The sequence below is a fragment of the Campylobacter sp. CFSAN093238 genome, from assembly GCF_012898015.1.
In the GTDB taxonomy this organism is placed as follows: domain Bacteria; phylum Campylobacterota; class Campylobacteria; order Campylobacterales; family Campylobacteraceae; genus Campylobacter_D; species Campylobacter_D jejuni.
In genome coordinates, this window is sequence record NZ_CP040611.1 from 1,370,207 (window position 1) to 1,385,914 (window position 15,708).

Consider the following 15,708-nt stretch of genomic DNA (forward strand, 5'->3'; position numbering starts at 1 on the left):
TTTCAAGCCCATCCATGAACTTGTTAAATGCTATATCGTGCAATCAAAAAAATATTTTATACTTTGGTAATAAAATTTCATACTTTTGACAAAGACTTGTATTTTTGCCCTAACTTTTCTATAAAATAAATCAACCATTCATCATAAGCTTTGATATAGGCTGTGATAAAATGTGTTTCATCTTTTATATGAAGTTTCAATACATCAGCAATCATTTTTCCACGATAAGCAAAAGCTCCTCTTAAAACTTCATCCTGTATAAACTCATCTTCATCTAAAGAGTGATTAAAATTTTCTATGTTTTGATAGACTTTTTCTAAAAATTCTAAAGGTAAAATAAAATCTTTACTGAGTATATTTTCTAAAATTTGTTTTAAAGCTAAAGCATCGTCTAAAAATCTTTTAGCATTATCTTGATCTTTTTGTATTTTTTCTTTGAATTTAACTAGGAGTTTATCACTTCTATTTTTAGTTAAACTTTTTGGAAGTTCAAATTGAGGTTTTTCTTTTGTAAGGAGTTTTTCACAACATTCTTTAAAGGAAAGTTCTTCAGTGAAATTAATCCTTGCTCCACCTTCAGTAGCATTGTAAAATTTAGCTTCTTTACTGTTGCAAGCAAAAAGATATTCAAGTTTTATACGATAATCATTCCAAGTTATATGGGTTAAAACTTCACCTTTACCTGCATAAGCGGGGATTTTAAGTTTATATTTTTTATGCTCTTCTTCAAATTTCTCCCCAAAATCAAAACCTTTTGAGTGTGAATTTCCTTCTTCATCAAAGGCTAAATCTTGCCCTATCATAATAATATTTTTAAATCCCAAAGCCAAAGCTAAAGCATAAGAAAAATGACTTACATGAGTACCCGTATCTATATAGCCAAAGTCATTAAGGTTAAAGCGTTGGTAAAGGGCTTTATTTCTTAAAACAATCATACAATTTTCAGCATTTAAACTACGCGCGACATTAGGATGCGTAGCACACTCAAGAGCGATAATGCTTTGTTTTAAATTTTCTTTATTTTGAAAAAATTTCATTGCATGACAATCTTTAAAATCGATATTTAAAACATAATCAGGCACTATACCTTCTTTTTCAAGCATACTTAAAGCCCCATCAGCACAAAAGATCACTGCTTTATCTTGACAAGCTTTAAGTAAAGGAAGTTGTTTAGCTAAACTAGGTCCTGCAGAAACTACTATAGCATTATCAAATTTGTTTTTTCTTTGGCTTAAGATTCTTTGAAAAGGAATGCTTTCAAGCATAGAAGGGATGTTTTGTAAAAACTGTCCATGTGTTAGCAAAGGTAAAAAACATGTAATATCTGCATTCCTTATTGCTACACTTGCACTTTTAATACAAAGTTCATTCAAAGATAAAATAGAAGTTTCATAGTATTTAAGATAATAATGCGAGCTAATAAACATTTCATATAAACTTAAATACTCTAAAATACTTTGCTGATCAAAAATCATAGCAATTTGAATTTCTAAATCCTTTGCAACACAGTCAAATAATACAACCTTATAAACTTTCAACTCTTCACTCAAATCTATCGTGCTTAAAGCCAAGATAAAAAGTTCGATTTCACTTTCAAATACAAAAAGATGTTTATAGTGTTTAGCTAAATTTTTAATCAGTAAAGCATTGCCTATACCATAAATACATACAAAAGGATATCTAGGAGTTTTTTCTAAAATACTTTGATAGAAAAAATTTAATTCTTCTTCTAAATTTTCATACATAAAAACATTATGAGTTTTATCATAGATATTTAAATTTTCATCTATATTAAAACGAGAGCAAGTTTTATTTTGTATGAAATTTAAAAGTTTATTTCCTAAGGGTTCATTTACCCCACTTAATAAAGCTTGTATGTTTTTTTCTAGCAAATTCATGGAAGTTCCTTAAAAGAATCGATGATAATATTTATTCTTTGCTCTAATTTTTCCATAAAATAAAGCAACCATTCATGGTAAGCTTTAATATAAGCTGTGATGAAACTAGCATTATCTACAATATTTTCTTTATAAACTAAACTTATCTTAAGTCCTCGCTCATACATCACTGCTTTTAAAATACCATCCTGTATAAACTCATCTTCATCTAAAGAGTGATTAAAATTTTCTATGTTTTGATAGACTTTTTCTAAAAATTCTAAAGGTAAAATAAAATCTTTACTGAGTATATTTTCTAAAATTTGTTTTAAAGCTAAAGCATCGTCTAAAAATCTTTTAGCATTATCTTGATCTTTTTGTATTTTTTCTTTGAATTTAACTAGGAGTTTATCACTTCTATTTTTAGTTAAACTTTTTGGAAGTTCAAATTGAGGTTTTTCTTTTGTAAGGAGTTTTTCACAACATTCTTTAAAGGAAAGTTCTTCAGTGAAATTAATCCTTGCTCCACCTTCAGTAGCATTGTAAAACTTTGCTTTTTGTTCATTGCAAGCAAAAAGATATTCAAGTTTTATACGATAATCATTCCAGGTTATATGAGTTAAAACTTCACCTTTGCCTGCATAGGCTTGAGCTTTTAAAGTAGGCACAGTTTTTTCTCCATTAAATTGCTCACCATAACTAAAACCTTTTGAGTGTGAATTTCCTTCTTCATCAAAGGCTAAGTCCTGTCCTATCATGATAATATTTTTAAATCCTAAAGCCAAAGCTAAAGTATAAGAAAAATGACTCACATGAGTGCCTGTATCGATATAACCAAAGTCATTGAGATTGAAGCGTTGATATAAAGGGTCATCTCTTAAAACTACACTTTTATTATCTAAAAAATGAACCAAGCTAAGATGAGTAGCACATGAAAGCACATTTAAAGAAGTTTTATTTTCTTTATTTTGAAAAAATTTCATTGCTAAATCAGTAAAATCTAAATTCGTAACATAATCAGGCACTATGCCTTCTTTTTCAAGCATACTCAAAGCCCCATCAGCACAAAATATCACTGCTTTATCTTGATAAGCTTTAAGTAAAGGAAGTTGTTTAGCTAAACTAGGTCCTGCAGAAACTACTATAGCATTTTCGAATTTGTTTTTTCTTTCATTTAAGATTCTTTGAAAAGGAATGCTTTCAAGCATAGAAGGGATGTTTTGTAAAAGATGAGAATAACACTCAAAACCGATACATAAACTGGAATTTAAATTTCTTATCACAACTTTAATATTTTTCTCGCAAAGTTCATCTGCTTTATGCCAAATATCTTCATAAAACTTTTTGTAATAAACATTATTTACAAACATTTCATATAAACTTAAGTACTCAAACATATCTTTCATATCAAAAAGTATAAGCAGTTGAATATCTACTCTTTCTTCTTCGATATCCACAAGATAAATTTTTCCACTACAAAGCTCTTCACTCAAATCCAGCGTGCTTAAAGCCAGGATAAAAAGTTCGATTTCACTTTCAAATACAAAAAGATGTTTATAGTGTTTAGCTAAATTTTTAATCAGTAAAGCATTGCCTATACCATAAATACATACAAAAGGATATCTAGGAGTTTTTTCTAAAATACTTTGATAGAAAAAATTTAATTCTTCTTCTAAATTTTCATACATAAAAACATTATGAGTTTTATCATAGATATTTAAATTTTCATCTATATTAAAACGAGAGCAAGTTTTATTTTGTATGAAATTTAAAAGTTTATTTCCTAAGGGTTCATTTACCCCACTTAATAAAGCTTGTATGTTTTTTTCTAGTAGGCTCATTAGGTTTCCTTAAAATTTATCTATTTTTAGTGATATTTTGTCATCTTTTTCGCTAAATTGATACAACAAATCCTCACAAGGATAAGAGATACATTTTTCTTTACAATCTTTTTTTGGATTTTGTTTTATTTTTTCTAGCATTAAAGGAAATTCTTTAGAAATCAAAGTTTTCATAGACATTCCCATACCGTGTTCTAAACTTTTGATAAATTTGCCATCAATTTGATCTGGATTTTTTATCATATAAAGCTCTGTGTCAAATCCAAATTGTTTTAAATATTTATAAAGTTCTAATTTTTCATCAGGTGGAGCTATTTCTTTATCATAAAAAGAATGATAGCTTGTATAATATGGTTTTGGATAGCTACTCTGAATTTCAAGATGCTTTGGTTCTAAGATATATCTTATCATTCTTCTTGGCACTGAAAAAAAATTATTTAAACTAGAATTACTTGTCCAAAAAGTTTTATCAGAGCAATAAGTAAAAATATGTTTAAAAAAATTAGCTGTTCCAAAACAATAATATCTCATAAAATCAATTTCTTTTCCAAATCCTACAAGACGCCAAAGAAATTTAGCATAACTTGAGTTATCTATAACTCCATCTATAAGCCAAGGCGCAATCTTAGCTGCTAAATGTGCCAAATACCCACCATGAGAACTACCTATCATAATAACTGGTATACCCCCCCCCCATAGTATCAAAAGGAGCATGTTTTTTAAGATAAAGTGCGACATTTAAAAGATCTTGAGCTTGCATGATCCCAAAATTTTGATATTCGTTTTTTGTTGGTTGCAAACTTAGATGAATGCTTAATTTAAAATTTGGATTAATTAATTTTTGGTTTTTTTGTTCTTCTAAGATGTGATCAACTTCTTTGAGTGTTGAGCTTAATTCTTCTAAAGAATTTAACTTATCTAAATTAACTTGTATATTTAAAGCTTCACAACTTGTTTTTAAAATAAGTTTGTCTATATCATCCATAAAAAAGCTTGATCCAGTTTGCGGGCGATTTCCTATACAATGATAATTCACACTAGCTACAGCTGCATTATACTCACTAGCCACAAATTCAGCCAAGTGTTCACGGTAATTTTCATCCGCATCTCCACCAAGCCCAGGGATGATAAACACTAAAGCTTTTATTTCTTTTTCATCATCAAAACAAAGCTTAAATTCAAGCTTTGATTCTCTTTTTATACCAAGTTCTACATCATCACAAGAGTCGATCTCATAAGTTTTACTCACTATCATTACATTCCCCCTATTAAAAAATAAGTTTTACTCGCTAGGTTTTTAAAATTTTCATTCTTACTTAAAATCACACAAGCTTTATTACTAGAAGAGCTTGTAAAGTCTATATTTTCTAAATCTTCATGGCTTTGATTAGCTGCGTTGATGATAGCATTTTTACTTGCTTCATTGCTTGAAATTCCCATGAGTATAAAATCAGCTTTATTTATAAAAACAAGTTTTAAGCATTCTTTATCATCGCCTACGCGAAAATTTACTTCTTTTATACCGTTAAAATTACTAAGATCAACATTTTCAACCCCGCTTACATTACTCATCGTTTTTATAGAGCTTAAATGATCATTTTTCAAAGTATAAATGCTTATATCGTTGATCAAAGTTTTAAGGTTATTTAAAGACTTACTAACCTCGGCTTCATGCTTACTTGAACTCATTTTTGGTAAAGCAATAGCGGCTAAAATTCCTAAGATAACAATCACAAAAACAAGTTCTAATATAGTAAAAGCTTTTCTCATCTATATCCTTGAAAAATTTTTATTTTTAGGGCTTAAAATATCTTCTTCTACGCTTACAAATTCCTTTTTTTCATAAGCATCAACTGCGGCTCTTGCTATCATCAAAGCATTATCAGAGCAGAATTTTAAGGGAGCTAGTTTTAAATTTGCATTATATTTTTGACATAAATTTTGCAAACGCGAACGCAAGTTAAGATTTGCACTAGCTCCTCCTACAACGCCAAAATTTTTAAATTTATAAAGATTAAAAATTTTTTCTAATTTATCCATGATATGATCACAAGCTGTATTTTCAAAAGCATAAGCTATTTCTGCTTTTATATCATCGCTTAAATTTTCATGCTTTAAAATTTCTAAACGCACTGCATTTTTAAGTCCTGAAAAACTATAAGCGAGTTCTTTAGAATGCTTTAAAGGTATATTAAAAGAGATATTTTTAAGTTTGGCATTTTTTGCTAAATTTTCTATGATGACCCCACCAGGATAACCTAAATTCATCATTTTAGCCACTTTATCAAAACTTTCTCCAAAGCTATCATCATTTGTACTTGCTAAAAGCTCTAAGTTTGCATCATCTTTAAGATAAAGCACCATAGTATGCCCACCACTAACAAGTAAAATTCCCATATCTAAAGAAATTTTTTCTTCCAAAAAAAGACTATAAATATGACCTTTAAGATGATTTATAGGGATTAAGGGTAAATTTAGAGCACTTGCTAAGGTTTTTGCCATGGAAATTCCACTGAGCAAAGAAACGCTAAGCCCGGGTTCATTTGTCACAGCTATGGCACAAAGATTTTTAAAATGCTCTTTGCATTGCTTAAGTATCTTTGGTAAAGCCTCGCTATGAAGTCTTGCAGCAAGTTCAGGTACCACTCCCCCATAGATACTATGATCTAATTCTTGGGAAATTTTTTTATGAAATTTACATTCTAAGGTATTTTTATCAATGATAGCTATAGAACTATCATCACAAGAACTTTCTATAGCTAGGATAAGATTTTTCATTCAAATTCCACTAAAATAGAACCTAAGAATTTATCTTTTGATCTTGCCATTTTAAGAGTGTTTAAATCCAAATTTTTAGCATTTTTGATCAACTTGCTATTGGTATTTGCCTCTAAAAGTTGTTGCAAATTCGCCCCTCTTAACTCATAAAATTCCACTCTATAAATTTTACCTGCCATGTCTAAAGAGTATTGTGTTTGCATATTTTTTTTATGAACTAAAATACCACTTTCATCTTTTCCATGATCAAAGCCTATGATATTTACGCGCACATTAGCTATCTTTGGAATAAGAAAATTCTCTTTTACTTTTACCTTGGTTCCAAAAGGAACTGTGGTTTCATTGCTATCAACTTGAAAAGTTACTTCATTAAAAGCATCGCTAAATTCTAAATACTCAGGATATAATCTTGTTTGAAAACGATTGCCATATTGGATATAAAAAGAATTTCCTTCTGCGATAACAGCCGTAAGTTCATTGCTTGTGTTATAATTTAACTCTTTATTTACCGGAAAAGGCACATAGTTGATAACCTTTCTTGGATTTTTTAAAGAAAGTAAAATTCTATCATCAAAAAGTTTTACTTCAAGCTCTTTATTTATGGCTTTATCAACTCCTTGCGGAGTGAGTTCGAAATCTCTGCTAAATTCAATTCCTGCAGTTTTTAAATAATTTTCAATTGCCAAAAGATGATAATAAGCTCTTAAATTTACAGGCAGATTTTTACTTGCTTCATTTGCAAAAGCGGCTTTGTGATTTGAAATCACAAAATAAGTTAAAGCTTTAAGCATTTCCGTATCGCCAAGCTCTTGGGTTTTGGTGTTTTTAAGATGATAAGCATGCTTTGGATCAGCAAGCGAAGAATTGACACTATTTACGGTTTGAGTGGCGATATTTTCAAGATCAGGGTATTTGCTTGCATTGATTTCGCTTGTATCAATCACGCTTGAATTTCCCCAACGCTTAGGATTTTGCATCGCATCGATATAAGTGGGTTTATAAAAACCCCAACCATCGTGAAGATTGATCACCATACTAACTTCAGGAAGTAAAATAAGCTCTTTAATGCGTTGAACGGTTTTATAATCAGGATCTTTTGGGCTAATATTTGCAAATTTACGGTTTAAATCCCCATTATTCCCACGAGAACGCTTGATAATGCTATCAAAAGCTAAATTTGGAGCCACTATAATCTTACCCTTAGTGATATTATAATCACTCAAAAGCAAACTTGCCGCATGAAATCCACCAGGCTCATCGCCTTGAATTCCACCAAAAATTAAAACTGTATTATTATCATCTAGACTTTTTCCATTTTCTCCTACGCTAAAGTCTAGCTCTAAAGCAAAAATGCTTGTTATAAAAAATAAAATTGTTAAAAAAAATTTCATTTTAACTCCTTAAATACTCTCTTGTTTTAAAATCATACTCAAAAACTTCTTCTATGCTTGAAATTTTAGGTACTCCAAAATGATCAAGAGCTTTAAAAATGCATTTAGCAATGTCTAAAAATCCACTTTTATTTTCTAAAAAATTATAAACACCAACTTCATTAGCAGCATTGATGATAACACCTAAATTTGGCTCTTTTAAAAATGTATTTTTAAGCTTAAAAATAGGATATTTTTTTGTGCTGATTGGATGAAATTTTAAAGCAGGCATTTTACTAAAATCAACAGCCTCTAAAATAGGCGTATCTTGTTTTTCAAATATAGCATCTGAAATAGCTAGTTTCATATCTGCTTTTGAAAAATACGCCGTGCTAGCTCCATTTTTAAATTCACACATTGCATGCACTAAAGATCTTGGTTCTATTAAAGCATCAATTTCTTTAAAATCATATAAATGATAAGCCTCTATAATCTCAAAAAGCTTATTTGCCATAGTCGCACTATCTATAGTGATCTTTGCTCCCATGTTCCAATTAGGATGTTTTAAAGCATCTTTGACACTGACTTGATTTAAATCTTTGATTTTATACTTATAAAAAGCTCCGCCGCTTGCTGTGATATAAAGTTTTGCTATATTTTTTTTACCTTCGAGTAAAAATTTTAAAGCTGCATGCTCACTATCAACGGGTAAAAATTTAGCCCCTTTCAAAAAACTCCCAGCTACTACAAGACTTTCTTTGTTAGCTAAAGCTATGTTTTTGCCAAGCTCTTTAGCCTTTAAAGTGCTTTTAAGTCCTGCAAAACCTACAATGGCATTGAGTAAAAGCTTATCTTGACATTCTGTTAAAATTTGCTCTAAACCTTCTTGCCCTATAAAAACTCTATCGTGTTTAACTAAATGCTTATTTTTTGAATCTTTTATGGCAACAAATTTGGGTTTAAACCTTGCGATTTGCTCATTTAAAAGAGCGATGTTATCCCCACAAGCTAAAGCAGAAATACGAATGTTTTTTAAAGCAGCAAGTTTAAGAGCGTTTACTCCTATGCTGCCCGTGCTTCCAAAAAGTATCATAAAAGAGTAACCATCACAAAAGCAGCAATGATCACCGCATCGATCCTATCGAGCACGCCCCCATGACCAGGGATAAGATCTCCACTATCTTTTACACCTGCTTCTCTTTTAAAATAACTCTCAAGCAAATCTCCAATCACTGCAAAAATCGCTACAAAAAACGAACAAAGCAAAGAAAGCCAAAAACTATAAACAAAAACTCCCAAAATAGTTCCAATAACACTCGCACAAATCAAGCCACCTATAACACCTTCTAAGGTTTTGTTTGGACTTGTTAGAGAAAAAGGAGTTTTACCCATAAGTTTTCCGATAAAATACGCCCCACTATCACAAGCTGCAACGATAATGATAAGCCAAAAAAGTGCAAACATACCCTGATCTAAATACACTTGCCAAAGTGCTAAAATAGGCAAACTAGGATAAATATAAATAAGAGCTGGTTTTAAGGAAGCCTTTTTATAAACCAAATATCCAACGACTAATAACAAAGCTAAAATCCCAAAAAGCAAAGCTTTATGCGATAAACTTCCCAAAATAAAAGCTATAGCCAAAGGGATAATAGAGATATTTTCTAAAGCAAAAAGTTTTTTTGCTTCACTAAAAGATAGATACAATAAAACCGCAAAAACGATAAAATTGATAAAAAATTGATCAATCAACGCGATAATAATAATAGCCCCTATCATCACAAGAGCTGAAATAATTCTAGTTGTATTAAACATATTTTTCCTTATATACTAATATCTAAGCGATGAATGCTTTGTGCGTCTTTAAAATTTGGATCTTTAGACTCATCTTCTTCATTTTTCTCATCATCGCTGGTTTTAGCTTCTTGATTGTGTTTTTTCTTTTTTTCTTCTTGTTCGGCTTTTTCTTTGATCTCTTCTTTGATTTCATGAGTCTCATTGACTTTTTCAAGCTTGTTCAAAGTTTTTTCTTTTTCATTAAATTCAGCCATATTTAGCGTAGCTGCAAAACCTTCTTTTGCAAGCTCATTGCTTGCTTGTGTAGCTGGATAAGCCATATTCTGATTTATATAATTGATATTTCCTAAAGGGCTAACTGGCATTTTAATCCTTTGTGATATTAATACTTTTAAAATTTGTATAATTTACAAACGCCTTTTGCTGAACCTTAACAAAATTTTTTAAGGTATAATCGACCCAATACGAACCTTTCTTTAACTTAGAAAAGCTTACACAAAGCCTTGCAGCAAATTCTATCACATCGAGGCTGATTTTTTGCTTGTTTGATACAATCAAAGTATGTGCGCTAGGAATATCCCTTACATGAAGCCACAAATCATCTTTTTTAGCATTTTTAAGTAAAAATTCATTGCCTTTTTCATTTTTACCCACACAAATTTTAAACTCGTTAAAATAAAAATTTGCCACAAGATCTTCTTGTTTATGATCTTGATTTTTTTTGCTATTTTTTTTAGGTAGTAAAATTTCAAGCTCTATCTCACTCTTAGCTTGAAGCAATAATTCTTTCAAACTCAAGGTAAAATCTAACTTTTCTTTTAAATTTTGTCTTTGTATGTTTAAATTTTTAGCTTTTTGTTCTAATTTTTTAGCATTTTTATAATATAAATTAGCGCTTTGCTTAGGATTAAATTCAAGCTTAAATTCAAGCTCTTTGCCTTCAAAATCATCAAGCTTAATTTCCCTTTCATAATCTTTTAAAACACTCAAATTTGCAAACAATACATCGGCCCTTTTTCTGTATTCTAAAGCTTTTAAGAATAAAGAATTTTCTTCATCTAAACTAGAACAAAGTTCTTGTAAATTTTGTATTTTTTTATCCACTTGTGCAAGTTTTAAATTTTTTATTTGTTTGATTTTACTCTCATAAATGCTTGTAAATTTGCGAGAAAAATAATCTGCAAAGTCTTTAATTTCCTCAAAATTTTCATCCATTTTATAAGGCTTTAAAGACTCTAAAATCACATTAGGTTTTACAACACGATAACTTTTATCAATGTGTCTTAAAGCCTCTATGATCAAATCTTTTTCATCTGTAAGAATAACATTGGTATTTTTACCCGTAAATTCAAAATAAATTTTGCTCTCATAGCTTTTATAAGCCTTATTAGCTTTTACACTAAAACATAAAATACGATTGCCTTCAAGGACTTTAACTTCCTTTATAAAAGCATTGCTAAAATACTTTTTAAGCATAAAATCAAAAGGTGCATTATAATTTTTTGCATTAAATTTAGCTGTATAAATCGCACTCATTGCACGAGTAAGATCAAAAATAAATCTTTCTCTATCAAAGCTTAATTCCAAAATATTGTCATTGATACGCTTGATAAAATCGATTTTTTTAAACCGAGAAAAAAAAGTTTGTAATTGTAAAAGTTCTGTGTATTTCATAAAAGAAATTATAAAATATTTTGGCGAATTTTGTGGTAGAATTACATTAAAAAGGAAATTTGTGCAGCTTAATGAGCTAAATTGCGTGATTTTATGTGGTGGTAAATCTAGCCGTATGGGACAAGATAAAAGCAAATTGATTCTTAAAAATCAAAATTTAACTCAATTTCAAGTAGATAAATTTTCTAAAATTTTTAAAAATGTCTATGTGAGTGCGAAAGAAGACAAATTTGAAAACCATTTTAGCTTGATAAAAGATTCTTTAGAATTTGAAGTTTACTCTCCTATGCTTGCGCTTTACTCTATACTTTCAAATTTTAAAAATGAATTTGTTTTTGTTTTAAGTGTAGATAGTCCTAAAGTAGGTGAAAATGAACTTTTAAAAATGCTTCCTTTTTTAGAACAAAACTATAAAATAATCATAGCAAAAACCCCTTTGCATAAACATCCCTTATGTGGCTTTTATCACAGCTCTTTAGCTCAAACTTGTAAAAATTTCTTAGAAAAAAATGAACAAAAAATAGGACTTTTATTTTCTGAGATTAAAACCAAATTTGTAGAATTTGAAGATGAAGATGCTTTTTTAAATCTTAATTTTTATGAAGAATATGAAAAATTTAAAAGCAAGTTAAAATGAGAAAAATTGCTTTATTTTTAAGCTTATGCGTTTTTATATGGGCTAGTGATTTACAACAAGCTTTAGAGTATGAAAAACAAGGCGATTATAAAAAAGCTATGGAAATTTACAAAAAACTCGCTTTAAAAAATTCATCTGTTTTGATTTCTCAAGAACAAAATAACTCAAGCGAAGCAACACAAATGCAAAATTCTATCACTATAAAAAAAGAAGAAAAACAAGACTTTTCTCGCTTAGCTTTGGCTAATTATCTTGGTGAAAATGAAAGCTTTAATCCCCTTGGCATTAGCTCTTATAAGATGAATTATTTTTTACCTTTTGCTTATAGTTTTAATTCTTTAGGAGTAAATAATAATAAGAGTGAGGCGAAATTCCAACTTAGTGTTAAAAAAAGACTTTTTGAAAATTTACTAGGACTAGATGAAAAATATTATATAGCCTATACTCAAACTTCTTGGTGGCAAATTTATGAGCATTCTTCTCCTTTTAGAGAAACCAACTATCAACCAGAATTTTTTATAGATCTTCCTTTATATCTTAAAGATTATGAATTTTTTAACAATCTACGCGTAGGTATATTGCATGAAAGCAATGGCAAGGGAGATGAGAATTTACAATCTCGCTCATGGAATAGAATTTATGTATCTACTGCTATTTTATATAATAAATTTTTATTTGTTCCACGCCTTTGGTATAGAATTCCTGAAAACAAAAAAGATGATGATAATCCTGCCATCTTGCATTATATGGGAAATTTTGATGTGAATTTAGCGTATTTAGGTGATGATTATTTTATCAATCTTATGCTAAGAAATAATCTTAAATTCCACAATAACAAAGGCGCTATACAAGTTGATCTAGGATATGATATTTTTAATAACGGAATTTATTGGTATTTACAATACTTTAATGGCTATGGAGAAAGCCTTATAGACTATAACAAACACTTACAAAGACTTTCCACTGGATTTTTGATTTCTTACTAAAATATCCTTTGTAGTTTTATCATTTCTTAAAACAAATTTCATTACAATTTCATTTTTGATAATTATTATTACTATAAGGAAAGATTTGTTTTTTAAGCATATATTGAGTTTAAAAGTGCTTATAGCTTTACTTTTATTCTTTGGAATGATAAGTTTATTTATAGGAGTTATCAGTATCAATGTAAAAGATATTCTTAATCTTAACTCCACTCAACTAGAAATCATAACTCTCACAAGAATTCCTAGACTTATAGCAATTTTACTCACAGGAATGAGTCTTAGTATATGCGGGCTTATCATGCAACAACTCACGCAAAATAAATTCGTTTCCCCAACTACAGCAGGGACTATGGATTGTGCTAAATTTGGCATACTTATTTCTTTAATATTTTTTGCTGGAGCGTCTTTTTTTACTCAAACTATCATTGCTTCTGTATTTGCACTTTTGGGTTCTTTTATATTTATCCAAATTTTAAGAAAAATCAAACTCAAAGATGTGATTTTTGTACCTTTGATAGGCTTGATGTTTGGAGGTATTATTAGTGCTATAACCACTTTTTTTGCCTATGCTTTAAATTATATACAAAATATCCAAGGTTGGCTACAAGGCAGTATGGCAAATGTTATGCAGGGAAATTATGAATTGCTCTACATTTCTTTACCACTTTTTATACTTGCTTATTTTTTAGCTCATAAAATTACCATAGTTGGCATGGGTGAAGATATAGCTTTAAATCTTGGAATTTCTTATAATGGGATATTATTTTTAGGCTTGATGATTGTAAGCATTATCACTAGTTTAGTGATTGTAAGCGTTGGGATTATCCCTTTTTTAGGGCTAATTATCCCAAATTTAGTAGCTCTTTATCTAGGTGATAATCTTAGAAAAAATCTTATCTATATAGCACTTTGTGGAGCTTTGTTTTTGCTTGTTTGCGATATCATTTCAAGACTTGTCATCTTTCCTTTTGAAATGCCTTTAAGCATCACTACAGGTGTTTTAGGATCTTTAATCTTTATCTTTCTTTTGCTAAAAAGGAAAGTTTATGCGTAAAAAAATGCTAATTTTAAGCTTTTTAACACTTGGTATGATAGGGATTTTTATACTTGTGGGTTTAAATGGCTTTGATGAGTATGCTTTAAAAAGTCGTTTTTTACAAATTGCAGCTATTATCATAGTAGCTATTTGTATCGCTGTTTCAACAGTGATTTTTCAAACTTTATGCAATAACAAAATTCTAACCCCTGCTATCATAGGATTAGATTCTTTATATATGTTGCTTCAAAGTGCTCTTATCTTTTCTTTTGGTGCGGCTAATTTAAGTGTTTATAAAAACGATATCAATTTTTTAATCACTCTAGTTTGTATGGTGGTTTTTTCACTAGGACTTTATAAAATTTTATTTAGTAGCGATAGAAGTATTTATCTTATCATGCTTTTAGGTTTAGTTTTTGGAACACTTTTTAGCACTTTAAGCTCTTTTTTTGAAGTGCTAATCGACCCTGATGAATTCATGGTAATACAAGGAAGAATGTTTGCTAGTTTTGATAATATTGCTTTTGATGTTTTAATTCTTGCTTATATTATTAGCTTTTTAAGTTTTATATGGATTTTTCGCTATATGAAATTTTTAGATCCTTTAAATTTAGGCAAAGATTTAGCGATAAATTTAGGGATAAATTATCAAAAAATTTCAAAACAATTAATGATTATCATAGCTATTTTAACTTCTATTAGCACCGCACTTGTAGGTCCTATAACCTTTTTAGGGCTTTTGGTGGTAAATATCACTTATGAACTATTTAAAACTGCAAAGCATAGTATTTTGCTAAGCGCTTGTATACTTATTAGTATTTTGGCTTTACTTGGAGGGGTGTTTTTTGTCTCTAGAGTTTTTGATTATAATGCCACTATAAGCGTGGTTATTAATTTCTTAGGTGGGATATATTTTATCTATCTTGTATTAAAGGGTAATAAATTATGATTAAACTAAAAAATATCACCAAATTTTATGATAATAAAGTCATTATTTCAGATCTTAGCCTTGATTTTCATAAAGGCAAAATCACTTCTATAATAGGAGCCAATGGCGCTGGAAAATCCACTCTTTTAGCTCTAGCAAGTCGTTTGATAAAACCTAGTAGTGGAGAAATTTATATCGATGGAATGAATTTAAAAAATTATAAAGAGCAAATCTTAGCACAAAAAATTTCCATTCTCAAACAACAAAACAATATCAATTTAAGATTAAAAGTTGAAGAATTAGTCGCTTTTGGGCGTTTTCCGCATTCTCAAGGAAGACTTAATACAAACGATAAAATCAAAATCAATGAAGCTTTAGAATACATGGAACTTAACAACTTAAGAAATGAATTTTTAGATACATTAAGCGGGGGACAAAAGCAAAGAGTTTTTATAGCCATGATCATCGCTCAGGATACTGAATTTATAATGTTTGATGAACCTTTGAACAATCTTGATATGAAGCATAGCGTACAAATCATGCAACTAATGAAAAATTTAGTCAAAGACTTTAACAAAAGTATAGCTGTTGTATTACATGATATTAATTTTGCTTCGATTTATTCTGATGAAATCATAGCCTTAAAAGATGGGAAGCTTTTAAAACAAGGCTCAAAAGATGAAATCATCAATCAAGAAAATTTAAAACAAATTTATGATATGGATATACCCGTAAGTCAAATTAATGGTAAGAAAATTTGTATTTATTTTTAAAAAGGAGAAAA

At 29.4% G+C, this 15,708-nt stretch carries 14 protein-coding genes and 1 pseudogene; 5 read left to right on the plus strand and 10 right to left on the minus strand.

The window, feature by feature from the left end; translation table 11 throughout:
• Positions 1–77 precede the first annotated feature (77 nt).
• The 10 genes and pseudogenes from FBF21_RS07065 to FBF21_RS07110 all read right to left on the minus strand — a co-directional run bounded on the left by FBF21_RS07065 (position 78) and on the right by FBF21_RS07110 (position 11,337).
• Positions 78–1,898: a motility associated factor glycosyltransferase family protein gene (locus tag FBF21_RS07065; protein ID WP_168985464.1), complete on the minus strand. Its 1,821-nt coding sequence runs from the start codon at positions 1,896–1,898 to the stop codon at positions 78–80.
• Positions 1,895–3,718, minus strand: coding sequence for a motility associated factor glycosyltransferase family protein (locus tag FBF21_RS07070; protein WP_168985465.1), 1,824 nt, complete (start codon positions 3,716–3,718; stop codon positions 1,895–1,897). The genes FBF21_RS07065 and FBF21_RS07070 overlap by 4 nt, the downstream gene beginning before the upstream one ends.
• A gap of 9 nt (positions 3,719–3,727) precedes the next feature.
• Positions 3,728–4,973, minus strand: a pseudogene (locus FBF21_RS07075) (DUF2920 family protein).
• Positions 4,973–5,488, minus strand: a complete 516-nt coding sequence (locus tag FBF21_RS07080) for a prepilin-type N-terminal cleavage/methylation domain-containing protein (RefSeq protein WP_043012922.1) — start codon at positions 5,486–5,488, stop codon at positions 4,973–4,975. Before FBF21_RS07080 ends, FBF21_RS07075 begins: the two are co-directional and overlap by 1 nt.
• Complete coding sequence (gene tsaD / locus FBF21_RS07085) at positions 5,489–6,496, minus strand: tRNA (adenosine(37)-N6)-threonylcarbamoyltransferase complex transferase subunit TsaD (protein ID WP_002886115.1); 1,008 nt, start codon at positions 6,494–6,496, stop codon at positions 5,489–5,491.
• Complete coding sequence (locus FBF21_RS07090; RefSeq protein ID WP_002909663.1) at positions 6,493–7,887, minus strand: M99 family carboxypeptidase catalytic domain-containing protein; 1,395 nt, start codon at positions 7,885–7,887, stop codon at positions 6,493–6,495. Before FBF21_RS07090 ends, tsaD begins: the two co-directional genes overlap by 4 nt.
• A gap of 1 nt (position 7,888) precedes the next feature.
• Positions 7,889–8,959, minus strand: a complete 1,071-nt coding sequence (gene dxr / locus FBF21_RS07095) for a 1-deoxy-D-xylulose-5-phosphate reductoisomerase (protein WP_002860792.1) — start codon at positions 8,957–8,959, stop codon at positions 7,889–7,891.
• Complete coding sequence (locus tag FBF21_RS07100; protein WP_002875974.1) at positions 8,956–9,681, minus strand: phosphatidate cytidylyltransferase; 726 nt, start codon at positions 9,679–9,681, stop codon at positions 8,956–8,958. The genes dxr and FBF21_RS07100 overlap by 4 nt, the downstream gene beginning before the upstream one ends.
• An 8-nt stretch (positions 9,682–9,689) precedes the next feature.
• Positions 9,690–10,028, minus strand: coding sequence for a hypothetical protein (locus FBF21_RS07105; protein ID WP_002852397.1), 339 nt, complete (start codon positions 10,026–10,028; stop codon positions 9,690–9,692).
• A 1-nt stretch (position 10,029) separates the two neighbouring features.
• Positions 10,030–11,337 carry an NFACT family protein gene (locus FBF21_RS07110; RefSeq protein ID WP_002875975.1) on the minus strand — a complete coding sequence of 436 codons (1,308 nt, stop codon included), beginning with the start codon at positions 11,335–11,337 and terminating at the stop codon, positions 10,030–10,032.
• A 61-nt stretch (positions 11,338–11,398) separates the two neighbouring features.
• Here FBF21_RS07110 and FBF21_RS07115 point away from each other — a divergent pair, with 61 nt between their 5' ends.
• From FBF21_RS07115 to FBF21_RS07135, 5 genes are all read left to right on the plus strand, one after another.
• On the plus strand, positions 11,399–11,974 hold the full coding sequence (locus tag FBF21_RS07115) for a molybdenum cofactor guanylyltransferase (RefSeq protein WP_002867312.1): 576 nt from the start codon (positions 11,399–11,401) through the stop codon (positions 11,972–11,974).
• Positions 11,971–12,960, plus strand: a complete 990-nt coding sequence (locus FBF21_RS07120) for a phospholipase A (protein WP_002860788.1) — start codon at positions 11,971–11,973, stop codon at positions 12,958–12,960. The genes FBF21_RS07115 and FBF21_RS07120 overlap by 4 nt, the downstream gene beginning before the upstream one ends.
• Before the next feature lie 85 nt (positions 12,961–13,045).
• Positions 13,046–14,014: an ABC transporter permease gene (locus FBF21_RS07125; protein WP_002874446.1), complete on the plus strand. Its 969-nt coding sequence runs from the start codon at positions 13,046–13,048 to the stop codon at positions 14,012–14,014.
• Positions 14,007–14,945 (plus strand): iron chelate uptake ABC transporter family permease subunit, encoded by a 939-nt coding sequence (locus tag FBF21_RS07130; RefSeq protein ID WP_002867309.1) that lies wholly within the window; start codon positions 14,007–14,009, stop codon positions 14,943–14,945. Before FBF21_RS07125 ends, FBF21_RS07130 begins: the two co-directional genes overlap by 8 nt.
• Positions 14,942–15,697 (plus strand): ABC transporter ATP-binding protein, encoded by a 756-nt coding sequence (locus tag FBF21_RS07135; RefSeq protein WP_002867308.1) that lies wholly within the window; start codon positions 14,942–14,944, stop codon positions 15,695–15,697. The genes FBF21_RS07130 and FBF21_RS07135 overlap by 4 nt, the downstream gene beginning before the upstream one ends.
• The last annotated feature ends 11 nt before the right edge of the window (positions 15,698–15,708 follow it).